Annotated in this window: 16 protein-coding genes and 1 tRNA gene; 7 read left to right on the forward strand and 10 right to left on the reverse strand. The window is 52.2% G+C overall.

The genetic code is table 11. The features are described from left to right. Positions 1–82: 82 nt before the first annotated feature. The 3 genes from D6C13_RS21525 to D6C13_RS21535 are packed head-to-tail and all read right to left on the reverse strand — an operon-like array spanning position 83 to position 1,670. The gene (locus tag D6C13_RS21525) at positions 83–532 is read right to left on the reverse strand and encodes a flavodoxin (protein WP_120134686.1); all 450 of its coding nucleotides are present in this window, start codon (positions 530–532) and stop codon (positions 83–85) included. Between the two features lie 42 nt (positions 533–574). Then, positions 575–1,354, reverse strand: a complete 780-nt coding sequence (truC, locus tag D6C13_RS21530; RefSeq protein WP_120134687.1) for a tRNA pseudouridine(65) synthase TruC — start codon at positions 1,352–1,354, stop codon at positions 575–577. 1 nt (position 1,355) lies between these two features. Next, positions 1,356–1,670 (reverse strand): YqcC family protein, encoded by a 315-nt coding sequence (locus D6C13_RS21535; protein WP_120134688.1) that lies wholly within the window; start codon positions 1,668–1,670, stop codon positions 1,356–1,358. 191 nt (positions 1,671–1,861) lie between these two features. On the opposite strand from D6C13_RS21535, the gene D6C13_RS21540 reads away from it, so the two are divergent. After that, the gene (locus D6C13_RS21540; protein ID WP_120134689.1) at positions 1,862–3,100 is read left to right on the forward strand and encodes an MFS transporter; all 1,239 of its coding nucleotides are present in this window, start codon (positions 1,862–1,864) and stop codon (positions 3,098–3,100) included. 675 nt (positions 3,101–3,775) lie between these two features. Here the strand turns inward: D6C13_RS21540 and syd are convergent. Further along, complete coding sequence (gene syd / locus D6C13_RS21545; protein WP_120134690.1) at positions 3,776–4,327, reverse strand: SecY-interacting protein; 552 nt, start codon at positions 4,325–4,327, stop codon at positions 3,776–3,778. A gap of 79 nt (positions 4,328–4,406) precedes the next feature. Here syd and queF point away from each other — a divergent pair, with 79 nt between their 5' ends. The 3 genes from queF (at position 4,407) to xni (ending at position 7,619) form a co-directional block, all read left to right on the forward strand. Continuing rightward, positions 4,407–5,252 carry an NADPH-dependent 7-cyano-7-deazaguanine reductase QueF gene (queF, locus tag D6C13_RS21550; RefSeq protein ID WP_120134691.1) on the forward strand — a complete coding sequence of 282 codons (846 nt, stop codon included), beginning with the start codon at positions 4,407–4,409 and terminating at the stop codon, positions 5,250–5,252. A 183-nt stretch (positions 5,253–5,435) separates the two neighbouring features. Then, on the forward strand, positions 5,436–6,800 hold the full coding sequence (ppnN, locus tag D6C13_RS21555; RefSeq protein WP_120134692.1) for a nucleotide 5'-monophosphate nucleosidase PpnN: 1,365 nt from the start codon (positions 5,436–5,438) through the stop codon (positions 6,798–6,800). A 66-nt stretch (positions 6,801–6,866) separates the two neighbouring features. Next, entirely contained in the window at positions 6,867–7,619 is a 753-nt protein-coding gene (xni, locus tag D6C13_RS21560; RefSeq protein WP_120134693.1) for a flap endonuclease Xni, read from the forward strand. Between the two features lie 106 nt (positions 7,620–7,725). On the opposite strand, the gene rlmM is transcribed toward xni, so the two are convergent. The 4 genes from rlmM to D6C13_RS21580 all read right to left on the reverse strand — a co-directional run bounded on the left by rlmM (position 7,726) and on the right by D6C13_RS21580 (position 10,932). After that, positions 7,726–8,832, reverse strand: coding sequence for a 23S rRNA (cytidine(2498)-2'-O)-methyltransferase RlmM (gene rlmM / locus D6C13_RS21565; protein ID WP_120134694.1), 1,107 nt, complete (start codon positions 8,830–8,832; stop codon positions 7,726–7,728). Continuing rightward, on the reverse strand, positions 8,825–9,220 hold the full coding sequence (locus D6C13_RS21570; protein ID WP_095923229.1) for a DUF423 domain-containing protein: 396 nt from the start codon (positions 9,218–9,220) through the stop codon (positions 8,825–8,827). Before D6C13_RS21570 ends, rlmM begins: the two co-directional genes overlap by 8 nt. A 94-nt stretch (positions 9,221–9,314) precedes the next feature. Beyond that, positions 9,315–10,235, reverse strand: coding sequence for a transcriptional regulator GcvA (locus D6C13_RS21575; RefSeq protein ID WP_120134695.1), 921 nt, complete (start codon positions 10,233–10,235; stop codon positions 9,315–9,317). Between the two features lie 475 nt (positions 10,236–10,710). Continuing rightward, positions 10,711–10,932 (reverse strand): YgdI/YgdR family lipoprotein, encoded by a 222-nt coding sequence (locus D6C13_RS21580; protein ID WP_104924609.1) that lies wholly within the window; start codon positions 10,930–10,932, stop codon positions 10,711–10,713. Between the two features lie 185 nt (positions 10,933–11,117). On the opposite strand from D6C13_RS21580, the gene csdA reads away from it, so the two are divergent. Both csdA and csdE read left to right on the forward strand, forming a co-directional pair. Then, positions 11,118–12,323, forward strand: a complete 1,206-nt coding sequence (csdA, locus tag D6C13_RS21585) for a cysteine desulfurase CsdA (RefSeq protein ID WP_120134696.1) — start codon at positions 11,118–11,120, stop codon at positions 12,321–12,323. A 17-nt stretch (positions 12,324–12,340) separates the two neighbouring features. Further along, positions 12,341–12,778, forward strand: coding sequence for a cysteine desulfurase sulfur acceptor subunit CsdE (gene csdE, locus D6C13_RS21590; RefSeq protein ID WP_208642929.1), 438 nt, complete (start codon positions 12,341–12,343; stop codon positions 12,776–12,778). On the opposite strand, the gene tcdA is transcribed toward csdE, so the two are convergent. Together tcdA and mltA are read right to left on the reverse strand one after the other, a co-directional pair. Next, entirely contained in the window at positions 12,766–13,581 is an 816-nt protein-coding gene (gene tcdA / locus D6C13_RS21595) for a tRNA cyclic N6-threonylcarbamoyladenosine(37) synthase TcdA (protein WP_120134698.1), read from the reverse strand. The two genes, csdE and tcdA, sit on opposite strands and share 13 nt — an antisense overlap. A 33-nt stretch (positions 13,582–13,614) precedes the next feature. Then, positions 13,615–14,727 carry a murein transglycosylase A gene (mltA, locus tag D6C13_RS21600; RefSeq protein ID WP_120134699.1) on the reverse strand — a complete coding sequence of 371 codons (1,113 nt, stop codon included), beginning with the start codon at positions 14,725–14,727 and terminating at the stop codon, positions 13,615–13,617. 220 nt (positions 14,728–14,947) lie between these two features. Between mltA and D6C13_RS21605 the strand changes: the two genes are divergently transcribed. Further along, positions 14,948–15,020, forward strand: a tRNA-Met gene (locus D6C13_RS21605).

The raw sequence follows: 15,020 nt of genomic DNA on the forward strand, positions 1-15,020 counted from the left end.
TCGCATTCGGAAGATTGAGAAAGTAAAAAGGTCAGGCGTTTGCCTGACCTTTTTTATTGCGCGCAGATAAGACGGGGTGAAATTATTTAAGCAACTGACCCCATTTCTCGACCCACGGAACAGCGACCGTTTCCGGTTCGGCAGTTTCCATCGCATCAATTTCCAGCATTTCGCCGATCCGCGACGCGCCCTGCTCCTGCAACAAATCATCCAGCTTATGGCCGCCGCCACAGAAATGATCGTAGCTGATATCGCCCAGCGCAATCACACCGTAACGCAGTTCAGGCTGATAGCCGACTGTGTCGCGGATAGCGGCATACAAAGGCGCAATGCTGTCCGGCAAATCGCCCTGACCGGTGGTTGACGTCACAATCAGGACAAAGTGATGACGGTAATACTGCCAGGCTTCCAGCGTACCTTCTTCAAACAACTTCACCTCATGGCCCTGGCCTTTGAGCACGGTTTCCGCTTCTTCTGCTACCAGTAACGCATTGCCGTATACCGTACCGACAAAAATTCCGACTTCTGCCATGGGTTTCACTCCTGTGTGATGCCAATATTTCAATCAAAGGACTTAAATTTGTGGACTATCCTGACCGCAAGTTTCTGCAAACTCAACCCTTTCAAGCTCAGGGATTTTGCCCTGCCAGCCAAACTGCGTCACCACATTCTGCCAGCGGCCATCCCAGCGCGCATTCAATGAAAGTGGTTCTCCGGTGACCGGATGCGGCAGTTGCATATGGCTGGCGTGCAGCATCAGTCCAGAACAGTCAAAATGTTGCGTCATACCGCGGTTTTGCTTTAAATCGCCGTGCGCGCTGTCACCGATAATCGGGTGGCGCAAATGCGACATATGGCGGCGCAACTGATGCTTACGGCCGGTTTCCGGCTTGAGCTCCATCAGACTGTAGCGCGCGGTGTCGTAGCGCCCGACAGCCACCGGCATTTCGACCTGTGCGACAACGCGATAATGCGTGACAGCAGGTTGTGGCGCTTTGTCCGGATTCGCAAACTTATCAGCGATTTTATCCAGCTCTTCGGTCAGCGCATAATCGAGCGTGCCGTCTTGTGGCACATACCCGCGAACCACTGCGTGATACACCTTACTCATCTGATTATTTTCGAACTGCTGCGACAACAGTCGCGCCACTTCGCTGGACAGCGCCAGCAGCAAAACGCCGGACGTCGGCTTATCCAGCCGGTGAACCGTAAACACATGCTGACCAATCTGATCACGCAATGTCTGCATCACAAACACCGTTTCATGGCGGTCCAGCCAGCTGCGATGAACCAGCATGCCTGCAGGTTTATTCACTGCTACCAGATGTTCGTCCTGATACAAAATTTCCAGCATGTCAGTCTTCTATGTTCAGCAAATCGTCGAGGCGTTGCAGCTGAGTCAGCAAACGGAGTGCTTCAGGCATCGCCACTTCAAAATAGGGGGTGATAGCAAAACGGGTTGGCAATGGCGACTGAGCTTCAAGTAACGCGTACATGCGCGGAACCAGCACCCATTGCAGCCATTGTTCAGCCGACATGGTATCTACGGAAAACGGTTCCTTGCTTTCAAAGGCTTCCGCTTCCGGCGGTGTGGCGTGCCACAATTTATCGTCACGCATGACCTGCTCGATATCTTCTAAAATCTCGCGAACCTGGTTTTCTGTATTCATCAATGATTCTCTTCGTTCATGGCCCCGGGCAGCCTCCGCCTGGGCGGCGCAAAGCATAACATTGAAGGACTGATGCCCCAACTTTCTGCATCGTATCCAATTTATCAATCCAATCATAAGTTTTTCGTGGTGGCGATAAACGCCCGATACGGGCAAACTACCGCCACTTTTTTCTTAACAGATGTGTAAAAATGTCCGCACAACATCCTCAAAAAGCACACGCAACACCGGCAAAAGCGATGCTGGCCTCCGTCACCGGCTACGCTATGGACGGCTTTGATTTACTGATCCTCGGCTTCATGCTCCCCGCTATCACCAGCGAATTTGGTTTGTCATCCTCACAAAGTGGCTCGCTGGTTACCTGGACTTTGATAGGTGCCGTACTGGGCGGTGTGATTTTCGGGCCAATCAGCGATCGTTTTGGTCGCATCCGCGTACTGACATTCACCATTTTGATGTTCTCCCTGTTCACCGGTTTGTGCGCTTTCGCACAGGGTTACTGGGACTTACTGATTTACCGCACGCTGGCAGGCGTCGGCCTGGGCGGTGAGTTCGGTATCGGTATGGCGCTGATTGCAGAAGCCTGGCCCGCTGAAAAACGTAACCGCGCCTCAGCGTATGTCGGCATGGGCTGGCAGCTGGGTGTGTTAATGGCAGCATTTCTGACCCCGCTGCTGCTCGGCATTATCGGCTGGCGCGGCATGTTCCTGGTCGGACTGCTGCCGGCGCTGGCCTCTTTCCTAATCCGCCGCACAATGGGCGAGCCGGAAGCCTTTGTTAAACAGACAGCCAGCAATAATGATGGCTCACTTTTCAACCGCATCAAATTATTGTTCCGTGATAAAGCCACGACCAAAGCCAGCATCGGTATTCTGATCCTGTGTTCAGTGCAGAACTTTGGCTACTACGGGCTGATGATCTGGATGCCAAGCTATCTGTCGAAAAACTTCGGCTTCTCGCTGACCAAATCCGGCCTGTGGACAGCGGTCACTGTCGTGGGGATGACGTTTGGGATCTGGCTGTTCGGCATGCTTTCTGACCGTTTCCCGCGCTGGAAAATCTTCCTGATTTATCAGGTCGGTGCCGTCATTATGGTGGTGTGTTATGCGCAGCTTACCGACCCGACCCTGATGTTGTTCGCGGGCGCGCTGATGGGCATGTTTGTGAATGGCATGATTGGCGGTTACGGCGGCCTGATATCGGATCTCTATCCGGTTCACATAAGGGCGACGGCGCAGAATCTGTTATTTAATCTCGGACGTGGCGTGGGCGGTTTCGGTCCGCTGGTGATCGGGATACTGGTAGCGCAGGTTTCGTTTACCGCAGCGATTACGTTACTGGCTGGAATTTACCTGCTGGATATCTTCGCCACATTGTTCCTGCTGCCGAAAAAGCAGGGGCAGGATGATGTCTTAGGGGCAATCGGCTGAATGAGGGGGCGCTTCGGATATCGCGGAGCGCCTTCTGTTACCAGAATGTTCAGGCGTTGCGACAAAAGATTCAGACAAAAAGTTGGGGGCACTGTTTACACAGTGCCCCCGGTTCGTTTTATAGCAATCCAGCTACCTAAGTGCTCCCTGCTCAATCCCTGAAAACTTTTCCTGCGGTTATCCTAACCGGCTGTCCTTCGCATCGTCCAACTTTCATCCTGACGGTCTGTCCTAAGTCATCCTGACTGATATCCCTTGGTCATCTGTGACCCGCTCAGCTTCCTTTGTGAGCTCTCTTCTCCGTCCTGGAGGTGTCCCTGGTTTCGTCCTGAAACATCCTGGCATAATCCGATGCCGTCCTGACTCTTCCTGAGCCGTCCCCTTCTTTTATGATTCAGCCATCATCCTGATGTTCTGTCTCATGCTTCCTTGGTGCACGACTAGAATCGTCGATTTTGCCCTTACGGACAAGACAGGCTGTAAGCCAAAATCAGGAGATGTAAGCCGCCCCACAATAGGGGAATGCATAAACGCATTGATTTTAAATAGGTTTTAATTAATTTGAGCCGTATTATTAAGTCAAATTAGCGAGATCTCTTACAGCCTTTGTGAGAGATCTCTCACACGCTTGTGAGCCATTTGTGCTCTGCGGGATGGGGTGCGTCGATAATACAATCAGGCGGGGTAAACAGCGGTCAGCATTGTAAGGAATTCTGACAACGATGGCGAGAGTATAGTTCGTTTTTTGCTGCCGAACTGTTCAAGCACTACATTGCCCGTCACATTACACAGCGAAACCAGATCCAGCTCGGAATCTGTGGTCGCCAGAAAAATCGTTGGCGTCAGCTTCAGGCGCTTTTGCGTAACCAGATGACCAATCAGATTTTCCTGCAAACGGGTAAAATCCTCCGGGCTCCATACCTGCAACAGCGTCAGCGCATTGCCCTGCCAGCTGGTAGTCATATCTCCGGCAAACTGCGTGGTATAGAACTCATGCGCTTCGGGACGCAACTGTAATTCCATCGCGCGTTCGACATTTTCCAGGGTCGCCTGCGGGCTGAATGTCTGAGTCAGCCAGTACACCTTATCTTCTTCCGTCTTCACCACGCATGGCGAATCCACGCCAAACAGGGCTTCGCTGGAAGGCGGCATGCCGGTTTCCTGTTGCCAGAGATCGACAAAACGCTGAGTAAATTCACGCAATGCTACAGAAACTTCAGACTCCATAATTCTCTCATCTTCCGGTAAGGCTGGGTTAAACTGGTGGCTATTCTCTATTGTACCGATCTCTTAGCAAGGTGACAGCATGTCCTCATATCAGGATAACCCCGCTCTGGCGCAACTGACGCTGGGCAAAAGTATGGCTTACGTTGACCATTATGATGCGTCTTTATTGCAGGCCGTTCCGCGCAGCATGAACCGTGAGCCGCTGGGCTTGTATCCGGATAATTTACCGTTTCATGGCGCAGATATCTGGACGCTGTATGAACTGTCCTGGCTCAACGCCAAAGGATTGCCGCAGGTTGCCGTGGGCGAAATCAGCCTGAATGCCAATAGTCAGAACCTGATCGAATCCAAAAGTTTCAAACTCTATCTGAACAGTTTCAATCAGACCGTCTTCCCGGACTGGGAAACCGTGCAGGAAACCTTAACCCGTGACCTGAGCGCCTGCGCGCAAGGTGACGTGACGGTAACGGTCAGCCGCCTGTCTGAAATAGAAGGCACGCCGGTAGGACATTTCGCAGGCGTCTGTATTGACGAGCAGGATATTGAAATCGACAGCTATGAATTCAGTACTGATTATCTGGCCAATGCTAAAGGTGATGAAATTGTTGAAGAATCGCTGGTCAGCCATCTGCTGAAATCCAACTGTCTGATCACGCATCAGCCGGACTGGGGTTCCGTACAGATCCAATACCGCGGCCCGAAAATTGACCGCGAAGCCCTGCTGCGCTATCTGGTGTCTTTCCGTCATCACAACGAATTCCACGAACAGTGCGTCGAGCGGATCTTCAACGATCTGCTGCGTTTCTGCCAGCCGGAAAAACTTGCCGTGTATGCCCGTTACACACGTCGCGGCGGGCTGGATATCAATCCGTGGAGATCCAACTTCCCGTTTGAACCTGCAACAGCGAGACTTGTCAGACAATAATGCGAGACGTTGCTCAAGAACTGAGCTAACGCTCTGTCAGCATTGGTAAAAGCCTGATGACAGGGTTACTGTTAAATTGCATACGTAAATTGCATACGGCGCAAAAAACATGATCCGAAAAATCATGCGCCGCAATCAGGTAGCAGAAAGAATCACTGCACCCGTTGGTGTCAAGGAGCAACTTTGATTACACATATCAGCCCGTTAGGCTCAATGGATTTGTTGTCGCAGCTGGAAGTCGACATGCTCAAACGCACTGCGAGCAGCGACCTCTATCGCCTTTTCCGAAATTGTTCACTGGCCGTTCTCAACAGCGGCAGCCAGACTGACAGCAGTAAAGAACTTCTCGAACGTTACGAAAGCTTTGATATCAACGTGCTGCGCAGAGAGCGTGGCGTCAAACTCGAGCTGGTGAATCCGCCGGAAGATGCGTTTGTGGACGGGCGGATCATCCGTTCATTGCAGGCTAATTTGTTTGCCGTGCTGCGCGACATTTTGTTCGTCAGTGGTCAAATCGACAACGCCGGTCGTTTTCAGCACCTGAATACCGAAAATTCAGCACACCTGACCAACCTGGTGTTTTCTATTTTACGCAACGCCCGCGCCCTGCATCTGGATGAAGATCCGAACATGGTCGTGTGCTGGGGCGGTCACTCCATTAATGAAATCGAATACCAGTACGCCCGCAACGTCGGCAGCCAGCTGGGTTTACGCGAACTGAACATTTGCACCGGCTGCGGGCCGGGTGCGATGGAAGCGCCGATGAAAGGAGCCGCCGTCGGTCACGCGCAACAGCGTTACAAATCAGGCCGCTTTATCGGCATGACCGAGCCTTCAATTATTGCCGCTGAACCGCCTAACCCGCTGGTCAATGAACTGATCATCATGCCGGATATCGAAAAACGGCTTGAGGCGTTCGTACGTATTGCCCACGGGATCATTATCTTCCCGGGTGGCGTAGGTACCGCAGAAGAACTGTTGTATCTGCTGGGGATCCTGATGGATCCGGAAAACAGCGATCAGGTTCTTCCGCTGATCCTGACCGGTCCGAAAGAAAGCGCCGATTACTTCCACGTGCTCGATGCGTTCATTAAAGACACGCTCGGCGAAGATGCCTGCAAGTTCTACACCATCATCATCGACGATCCGACCGAAGTGGCCCGTCAGATGAAACGCGCTATGCCGCTGGTGAAAGAGAACCGCCGTAATAGCGGGGACGCTTACAGCTTCAACTGGTCGATTCGCATTGCACCTGATTTGCAGCATCCTTTCGAGCCAAACCATGAAAACATGGCGAATCTGAACCTTTATCCAAATCAGCCACCGCAGGAACTTGCCGCCGCACTGCGCCGCGCCTTCTCGGGGATTGTGGCCGGTAACGTGAAAGAGTTTGGGATCCACGCCATCGAACAACATGGTCGCTTTAAGTTGCACGGCGATCCGGCATTAATGAAGAAAATGGACAGCCTGCTGCAAGGGTTCGTCGCTCAGCACCGCATGAAATTGCCGGGCAGCGCGTACATTCCTTGTTATGAGATTTGTGCCTGACCCCTCAGTCACGTTTCAAAAGCAGATCTAAGGGCGACGCGAGTCGCCTTTATTATGGAGATTATCATGGCTATACATCTGCTGATTATCGATGCCCTGAACCTGATCCGCCGGATTCATGCGGTTCAGGGTTCGCCTTGTCTGACTACCTGCCAGAACGCCATCGCACAGCTGATTCAGCATACTCAGCCCACGCACGCCGTTGCGGTATTTGACGAAGATGACCGCGCAGACAGCTGGCGTCATCAGTGTCTGCCTGACTACAAAGCCGGGCGCACACCGATGCCGGAAAATTTATTCGCGGAAATGCCCAGTCTGAAAGCCGGTTTCGAATCGCAGGGCATCGCCTGCTGGCATTCGACGGGCAACGAAGCGGATGACCTGGCGGCAACGCTGGCAGCGAAAGTATCGTCCGGCGGGCATCAGGTCACCATCGTTTCAACCGACAAAGGTTACTGCCAGCTGCTGGCACCGAACGTTCAGATCCGCGATTACTTCCAGAAACGCTGGCTGGATATGCCTTTTGTGCAGCAAACCTTTGGTGTTCTGCCGCAGCGACTGACCGATTACTGGGGGCTGGCCGGGATCAGCAGCAGTAAAATTCCGGGCGTGCCGGGGATAGGCCCGAAGACGGCGGTTACGCTACTGACGCAGACCGGATCGCTGGATGAGCTTTACGATAATCTGGAAGGCGTGCCAGAAAAATGGCGTAAAAAACTGGAGGAACATCGCGAACAGGCTTATATCTGCAAACGGGTTTCGACACTGCAAACCGACGTCGCGCTGGACGGCAATTTACAGCAACTGCGTCTGCCATAAAATGGGTGTAAAAAAGGCGCTTCTTATTAAGAAACGCCATAACCAGATACTTAAAATACTTCGAGTTGCAGCCAGCGCATCAGCAACTCGAAGTATGAAGAGTACCTCAGCGGTCGCGCTCGTCGCGACGCCCACCGATGGCCGACCAGAAACGGCGGATATGCACGGTGACTTCTTCGCGGTCATGATAAAGCTGTTTCGCGAAAATCTCCGCGTTCACGCCATTTTCTTTCAGACGCTCATCGATACGCTCAAGAATGTTAGACACTTCTTCGTAACGTTTTTTCATCGGCAATTTAAGGTTAAAGATCGCCTCACGACACCAGCCGTTGACCAGCCAGTCACACATCAGCGCAGCCACTTTCGCCGGTTTTTCTACCATATCGCACACCAGCCAGTAGTTTTTGGTACTGGTGGATTTGTAACGAAAGCCGTCTTCACGCAGGTGTATAACCTGACCGGTTTCCATCAGGCTTGGCGCCATCGGGCCGTTATCGACAGCCGTGACCATCATGCTGCGTTGTGTCAGCTGATACGTCCAGCCGCCAGGGCACGCGCCTAAATCGACCGCGTACATGCCGCTGGCCAGACGTTCATCCCACTCATCCGCCGGAATAAAGACGTGGAAAGCTTCTTCGAGTTTCAGCGTCGAACGGCTTGGCGCTTCAGACGGGAACTTGAGGCGCGGAATACCCATATAGAAAGGTGAGTTGTTATTGCTGTAGGAATATCCCACGTAGCAACAACCCGGCGCGATAAAGAACACATGCACCACCGGGCGCAGCGCGTTCTCTTTCTTACCCAGCACTTTGCGTTCACGCATTGCGGAACGCAGCGGCACCGTCAGTTTGCGACAGAACTTGGTCAGCTCTTTGCTTTCATTGGTGTCCGGCACTTCAACGCGAAGTTCACCACCGTTGGTGATGACGTTCTGAACCATGCCAACGATCGGAGAAACGCGATCTTCCGGCGGTAAATCTTTCAGCAATTCGCCGACCACGATTAACTGACGGGCAAAAATCAGTTCACGGAACGGCAAATTCTTCGCAATCTTGTCAGCATCATCCGGCTGATAGCATTCAAACAGCACATAACCGCTGTTTTCTTTAACACGGGCAAAACCGAAGATTTCCATCTTTGCGGCTTTGTCGGTAATTTCTGCTGCGCATTCTTTTTCAAAACCCTGACGGCAGTAGAGAGCAACTTTATTCATGGCGTTCGGCCTTTTTCTTCAGGCGCAGTGCGCCGATCAACAACAAAATCCAACCGACCAGGAACAAGGTACCGCCAATCGGAGTTACAAAAACGAATAAACGGAGATGCGACAACGCCAGACAATAGAGGCTGCCGCTGAACAACACGGTTCCCAGCGCTAAAAAGGCGCTGCTCCAGTAGAACCACACATTACGCTGGCGCTGCATCGCAACACCTAAAATCATTACCGCCAGCGTATGAATACTTTGATACGTTAATCCGGTATGGATCCACGCCATTTCCGCTTCGCCGAGTGACTGACTCAGCACGTGTGCGCCAAAGGCACCGAAAGCGACATAGATAAAACCGCTGATCGCGGCGAAGATCAACATTGAACGACTGGTCATTATGCGTTACCTGTTATCGTTATTTGCCGATGAAAATCCCAAGTAATCAGTCTGATAAGCAGACTCAGGACGTTCTATCCCCAGAAATCCGGCTTCATGCCTGATCGAAACGAAAGCGCAGTTTTTCCTGCTCGCTGGCTGCACGCGCGAGGATCCACTGACGAAAGGCGGCTATTTTACCCAGTTCTGCCTGACTGTCATGACAAACCAGATAAAAAGCATTTTTACTGATCAACACTTCACTGAACGGACACACCAGGCGTCCGGCCTCAATCTCTGTCTGCGCCATGACATTATTCACCAGCGCAATTCCCTGTCCGTGAACCGCGGCCTGAACCACCATCGCGCTGTGGCTGAAAATGGGTCCCTGCTGAACATTGATCTGCTGTAGCCCGAGCTGTTTGGTGTAGGCCAGCCAGTCGCGGCGTGAAGCATCGTGCAGTAAAGTATGGTGGCTTAGATCTGCCGGTTCCTTCAGCGGATTATCGCTCATCAGTAAAGAAGGAGAACAAACCGGAAGTAAATACTCAGCATATAAACGCTCGGCACGAAGACCCGGCCAGTTACCCCGACCGTGGAAAATCGCTACGTCTACATCGTCGGACAATTTGTCTTCTTCACGGTCCACAGCCTGGATGCGCACATCGATGCCCGGATAAGCTGAGTTAAAGCCAGACAATCTTGGTACCAGCCACTGAATCGCAAAGCTCGGCGGCAAACTCACCGTCAGAGCGCCTTTCGCGCTGCGCGCCTGAAGTTTGCGCGTCGCCTCATTCAGGGATGAGAATATCTCCTTAATATCCAGATAATAGCTCTGCCCTTCTTCGGTCAGTAACAATGAGCGATTACGCCTGCGAAACAGTTTTAACCCTAAAAAGTCCTCAATTGACTTAATCTGGTGGCTAACAGCGGCCTGCGTGACGAACAATTCTTCGGCAGCCTTAGTAAAACTAAGGTGGCGTGCTGCGGCATCAAATACCCGCAGAGAATTTAAAGGCGGTAAACGTTTTGACATAGAATGAATACTTCTTATTCGCCGGTAAGCGGAGCGCCTGTCCGCGGTTTTAGATATTAGTTTTTTTAATCCGAGACATTATAATTTGTCCGTTGAGGATGTACAGGCAAAAACCTATAGTGGCGCCACTTCCTGAGCCGGAACGAAAAGTAGATTGGTATGAGGATGCTGAAATACTTTTGGCTTGTGGTTGTGATGTTGTGTTTGCAATTGTCTGGCAATCCGGACACGTAGCTTGAATGCTACAAACTTTTCACTTCCTGTACATTACCCTGTCTGTCCAAAGTGATTTTTCAGCACCGCAATTTGCGGTGCTTTTTTTTGCCTGTTTTTCATGACACGTCAGGGCTTGTGCAGCATTATGCGGGCGCATAATGTGACAAAACCGGCCTCATCGCAAGAAGAGCCGGTTTTGTCATAAAGCAGAACGTGAGGTCACCCCGGACTCATAGAATCAGGGAGGTTACCTGAGGGATTAATTCCCTTCTGCCATTTCTTTAACTTCAGATTTATTGATCTGCTGCTTGTTGCCATACGCATCGGTATAACTGATCATACCGGTATCACTGTCCGTGCTAGGTTTACCCTCAGCAACAATGGTACGGCCATCGTTGGTATGCATCACGTAGTTGCTCGAACAGGCGGCAAGTGTTGTTGTCAGCAGTGCAGCTGAAATTACGGCGGCGATCTTCTTCATCATAGACTCCTTGCAGATTAAAATGCTTTAAATTCCTGGTTAAACTCCAGGCTAATGCGTCTAGTCTTCGTAATTCAGCATAACAAACCTCTGATAAATTTCCAGGTAACCATTCCTAAAATGAATAAGCGGCTTGTGTTACAAAAACTGCTTTTTTAAACTCAGGCCGAAGGATCTGATTTCGTATGACAGACTTTAACCCCGCCGGATTCCGCCAGCAGTTTCCTGCGCTGTCTCAGGGACAATGCTATCTCGACAGCGCTGCCACGGCGCTGAAGCCGCAGGCGGTAATCGACGCGACCGTAAATTTCTATACGCAGGAAGGCGCAACCGTCCACCGCAGCCAGCATCGTGCGGCGCAAACTCTGACGGAACAATACGAGCAGGCCAGAGTTCAGATGGCGCAATGGATTAATGCGCCGCGAAGCGAAAATATCGTCTGGACACGGGGAACGACCGAATCGATAAATCTGGTGGCACAAAGCTGGCTGCGTCCGCGCCTGCAACCGGGTGATGAGATTATTGTCAGTCAGGCTGAACATCACGCGAACCTCATTCCGTGGCTGATAGTGGCACAACAGTGTCGGGCGCACGTTGTCACGCTGCCGGTAGATAAATACGGTATTCCGGATATCAATGCCCTCCCCGCACTTCTGAACGGTAAAACACGCCTGCTGGCTCTGACGCAAATGTCGAACGTGACCGGCGCCATGCCCGATATTGCCCGCGCCGTTGAACAGGCACATACCAACGGCACGCCCGTGCTTATCGATGGCGCACAGGGCGTGGTGCATTGCCCGCCAGATGTACAGCGGCTTGATATCGACTTTTATGCTTTCTCCGGTCATAAGCTTTACGGACCGACCGGCATCGGCGTGCTGTATGGCAAAACCGAATTACTGGAAAGTATGACGCCGTGGCAGGGTGGCGGGAAAATGCTGACGCAGGCTTCTATGACGGATTTCACACCGCAGGCCGTTCCGCATCGCTTCGAAGCGGGAACGCCGAATATTGCCGGTGTGATCGGGATGTCTGCTGCACTGAAATGGTTGAAAACTTTCGATCTGCAAGCCGCAGAGAAATACAGCCAACGTCTGGCGACACTGGCAGAAGAACAACTGTCGCAGATTGAAGGCTTCCGCAGTTTCCGCTGTCAGAATTCTACCGTTCTGGCATTTGATATCGCCGGTGTGCATCACAGTGACCTGGTGGCGTTGCTGTCTGAACAGGCGATTGCCCTGCGCGCCGGACAGCATTGCGCTCAGCCACTGATGGATGCGCTGGGCATCAGCGGAACATTACGCGCCTCATTTGCACCGTATAATAATGAACAGGACGTTACACGGCTGGTCGGGGCGGTAAAATATGCCCTCGATTTGTTAGCCGACTAATTCATTGTTTGGGGAATATCATGTTAGCGCCACATCCTTTCGGCCACGAGATCACTGAAGCTTCACTGACCGAAAAATTCGCCTCTTTCCGTCAGTGGGAAGACCGCTATCGCCAGTTAATCCTGCTCGCGAAATCCCTGCCGCCGCTGGATATGGCACTGAAAACGCCTGAAAATGAGCTGTCCGGGTGCGAAAACAGGGTCTGGCTGGGGGCGGAAAAAGCAGAAAACGGGACAATGCATTTTTATGGCGACAGCGAAGGTCGCATCGTGAAAGGTCTGCTGGCCGTGCTGCTGACGGCAGTAGAAGGCAAAACGCCAGACGAGATCGTAAAGCGTGATCCGCTGGCGCTGTTTGACGTGTTGGGATTGCGTGAGCAGCTCAGCACCAGCCGCTCGAGCGGACTGAATGCGCTGGCAGAAGGCGTTATCGCCCTTGCCCGTCAGGCGGCCTGAGCCTGACGCTGTGCTTTCGCCATCATTTTCTTCAGTACATGAGAAACCGCGACAAACCCAAACGTCGCGGTAACCATGGTCGCCGCACCAAAACCGGATGCACAATCCATCCGTTTCGGCCCTTCAGCCGTTGCCCGCGACGCACAGACTGAGCCATCGGCCTGCGGATACATCAGCGGTTCGCTGGAAAATACGCAGTCAATCCCGAGCTTACCTTTGCTGTTTTTCACCACGTTAAAATCATTTTTCAAACGTTCGCGCAGTTTTGCCGCCAGCGGATCCTGAATAGTTTTCGCCAGATCCACGACAGAAATCTGCGTAGGATCGATTTGTCCGCCCGCACCGCCGGTTGTCACTACCGGGATCTTATAACGACGGCAATAAGCCAGCAGAGCGGCTTTTGGCCGCACGCTGTCGATAGCATCAATCACATAGCTGAACCCCTGATTGAGCATCTCAGCCACATTATCCGGCGTAATAAAATCGTCAATGCAGGTGACTTTACACTCCGGATTAATCGCCAGAATACGCTGCGCCATGATTTCCGTTTTCGCCTGCCCGACATTTTCACGCAACGCATGGATCTGGCGGTTGGTGTTAGTGACACACACATCATCCATATCAATCAGCGTAATCGCGCCAATGCCGGTTCGCGCCAGCGCTTCCGCAGCCCAGGAGCCCACACCGCCAATACCAATCACACAGACATGCGCCTGCGAAAACAGCGCCAGCGACTGCTGACCATAAAGCCGGGCAGTTCCACCAAAACGTTGCTGATAAGCGTCGGAGTAAGTAGCTGTCATGAAACGATAAACCTCAGTGCGTTGTGTCGAAATCTAGTTGGATGGCGCGTAAGCCGTGAACAGCGGCTTGCCGTTCTGCGCTGATTTTAACACCCAGACGCGTCCGTAGTGATTATAATATCCTGCCGCATGACCCGCATCTGTCCCAATCCCCTGATACATATCGAAATGTTGCCCTTTAATCGCACCGCCGACATCCAGTGCGACCATCAGACGCATATGATATTTACCGGTGAATTTACCCTTATCATTTAATTCAGGGACTTCGGCCAGCAAAGTGGTACCCGCCGGGATCAGCGAACGGTCGGACGCCACTGACGCTTTGGCGATCAGCGGAACACCGCTTGCGCCACGAACCGGGGCGAACGGTTCCGGCTTAAAGAAGACAAATGACGGATTTTGTTCCAGCAGTTCGCGGACTTCAGCCGCATTGTGCGTATCGGCCCACTGACGGATAGCCTGCATCGACATGTTTTCACGCGCCACTTCGCCACGGTCGATCAGCACTTTGCCGATACTGCGGTAGGCATGGCCGTTTTTGCCTGCGTAGCCAAAGAACATGAACGGGCGACCATCGCCGTAATCGACATACCCGCTGCCCTGCACTTCCATCATGAAGTTATCCATCAGAGAGTTGGTCCAGGCAATCACGTAGTTATCGCTCAGCGCACCGGAGTATATAGAAGCGCGATCCGGCAGACGGCCGCGTTTCGGTGGCATACGGTACAGCGGATACTGGAATTCCCCCTGACGGGTATAACGCGCCTGCAACACAGGCGTGTAATAGCCAGTCAGCTGGACGTTACCGAAATTGTCAGCGCCTTCCATCTGATACGCACTGATTCCATACTGGCTCAGATTGCGGGTATCCGCGCCGGAACGTAACCATTGCTGTACGGCCTGGAAAGTCGTGTTATTACGACCATATAAAGAAGAAGAGGCAATTTGAACTGCGGCAACCTGATTGGAGTAATCCAACGCATTCACCGGTTTGCCTGTCGCATTCGGCTCATTGACGTATTCAAGCGCATTATCCAGACGACCATCTTTATACTGTTGGCCGCGGTCAGTGGGTCGCGAGGAACATCCCGCCAGTACCGCTATCACCAGACCACCCAGCAGATATTTACTCCAACGTCCTTTCATTATTGCCGCGCTCTCTTACTTTCAGGGAAATGACTGGCGAAACGATAACAAACGGCCTATCAGAAAGGAATTGCCACAGCCGAAAAAAGTGTGCTGAGCCAAATTGGCCATCAAACGGGTATTTTGTGGATAAAAAGTCAGCAACTAAGTGCTTTATTTGAATAAATAAAAAAAAGGGTTGCACGAAATCTCATGGGGAGTATAGTTCGCCTCCATCGGACGCGGGGTGGAGCAGCCTGGTAGCTCGTCGGGCTCATAACCCGAAGGTCGTCGGTTCAAATCCGGCCCCCGCA

This window comes from Rahnella woolbedingensis (genome assembly GCF_003602095.1).
GTDB lineage: Bacteria > Pseudomonadota > Gammaproteobacteria > Enterobacterales > Enterobacteriaceae > Rahnella > Rahnella woolbedingensis.

What these genes read in the sequence shown, in the direction of transcription:
- D6C13_RS21570 (WP_095923229.1), bottom strand. Translation starts at nt 9,220, where the DNA reads ATGACCAGTCGTTCAATGTTGATCTTCGCCGCGATCAGCGGTTTTATC.
- D6C13_RS21575 (WP_120134695.1), bottom strand. Translation starts at nt 10,235, where the DNA reads ATGTCAAAACGTTTACCGCCTTTAAATTCTCTGCGGGTATTTGATGCC.
- D6C13_RS21540 (WP_120134689.1), top strand. Translation starts at nt 1,862, where the DNA reads ATGTCCGCACAACATCCTCAAAAAGCACACGCAACACCGGCAAAAGCG.
- tcdA (WP_120134698.1), bottom strand. Translation starts at nt 13,581, where the DNA reads ATGACAGCTACTTACTCCGACGCTTATCAGCAACGTTTTGGTGGAACT.
- D6C13_RS21535 (WP_120134688.1), bottom strand. Translation starts at nt 1,670, where the DNA reads ATGAATACAGAAAACCAGGTTCGCGAGATTTTAGAAGATATCGAGCAG.
- syd (WP_120134690.1), bottom strand. Translation starts at nt 4,327, where the DNA reads ATGGAGTCTGAAGTTTCTGTAGCATTGCGTGAATTTACTCAGCGTTTT.
- csdA (WP_120134696.1), top strand. Translation starts at nt 11,118, where the DNA reads ATGACAGACTTTAACCCCGCCGGATTCCGCCAGCAGTTTCCTGCGCTG.
- truC (WP_120134687.1), bottom strand. Translation starts at nt 1,354, where the DNA reads ATGCTGGAAATTTTGTATCAGGACGAACATCTGGTAGCAGTGAATAAA.
- queF (WP_120134691.1), top strand. Translation starts at nt 4,407, where the DNA reads ATGTCCTCATATCAGGATAACCCCGCTCTGGCGCAACTGACGCTGGGC.
- xni (WP_120134693.1), top strand. Translation starts at nt 6,867, where the DNA reads ATGGCTATACATCTGCTGATTATCGATGCCCTGAACCTGATCCGCCGG.
- D6C13_RS21580 (WP_104924609.1), bottom strand. Translation starts at nt 10,932, where the DNA reads ATGAAGAAGATCGCCGCCGTAATTTCAGCTGCACTGCTGACAACAACA.
- mltA (WP_120134699.1), bottom strand. Translation starts at nt 14,727, where the DNA reads ATGAAAGGACGTTGGAGTAAATATCTGCTGGGTGGTCTGGTGATAGCG.
- D6C13_RS21525 (WP_120134686.1), bottom strand. Translation starts at nt 532, where the DNA reads ATGGCAGAAGTCGGAATTTTTGTCGGTACGGTATACGGCAATGCGTTA.
- rlmM (WP_120134694.1), bottom strand. Translation starts at nt 8,832, where the DNA reads ATGAATAAAGTTGCTCTCTACTGCCGTCAGGGTTTTGAAAAAGAATGC.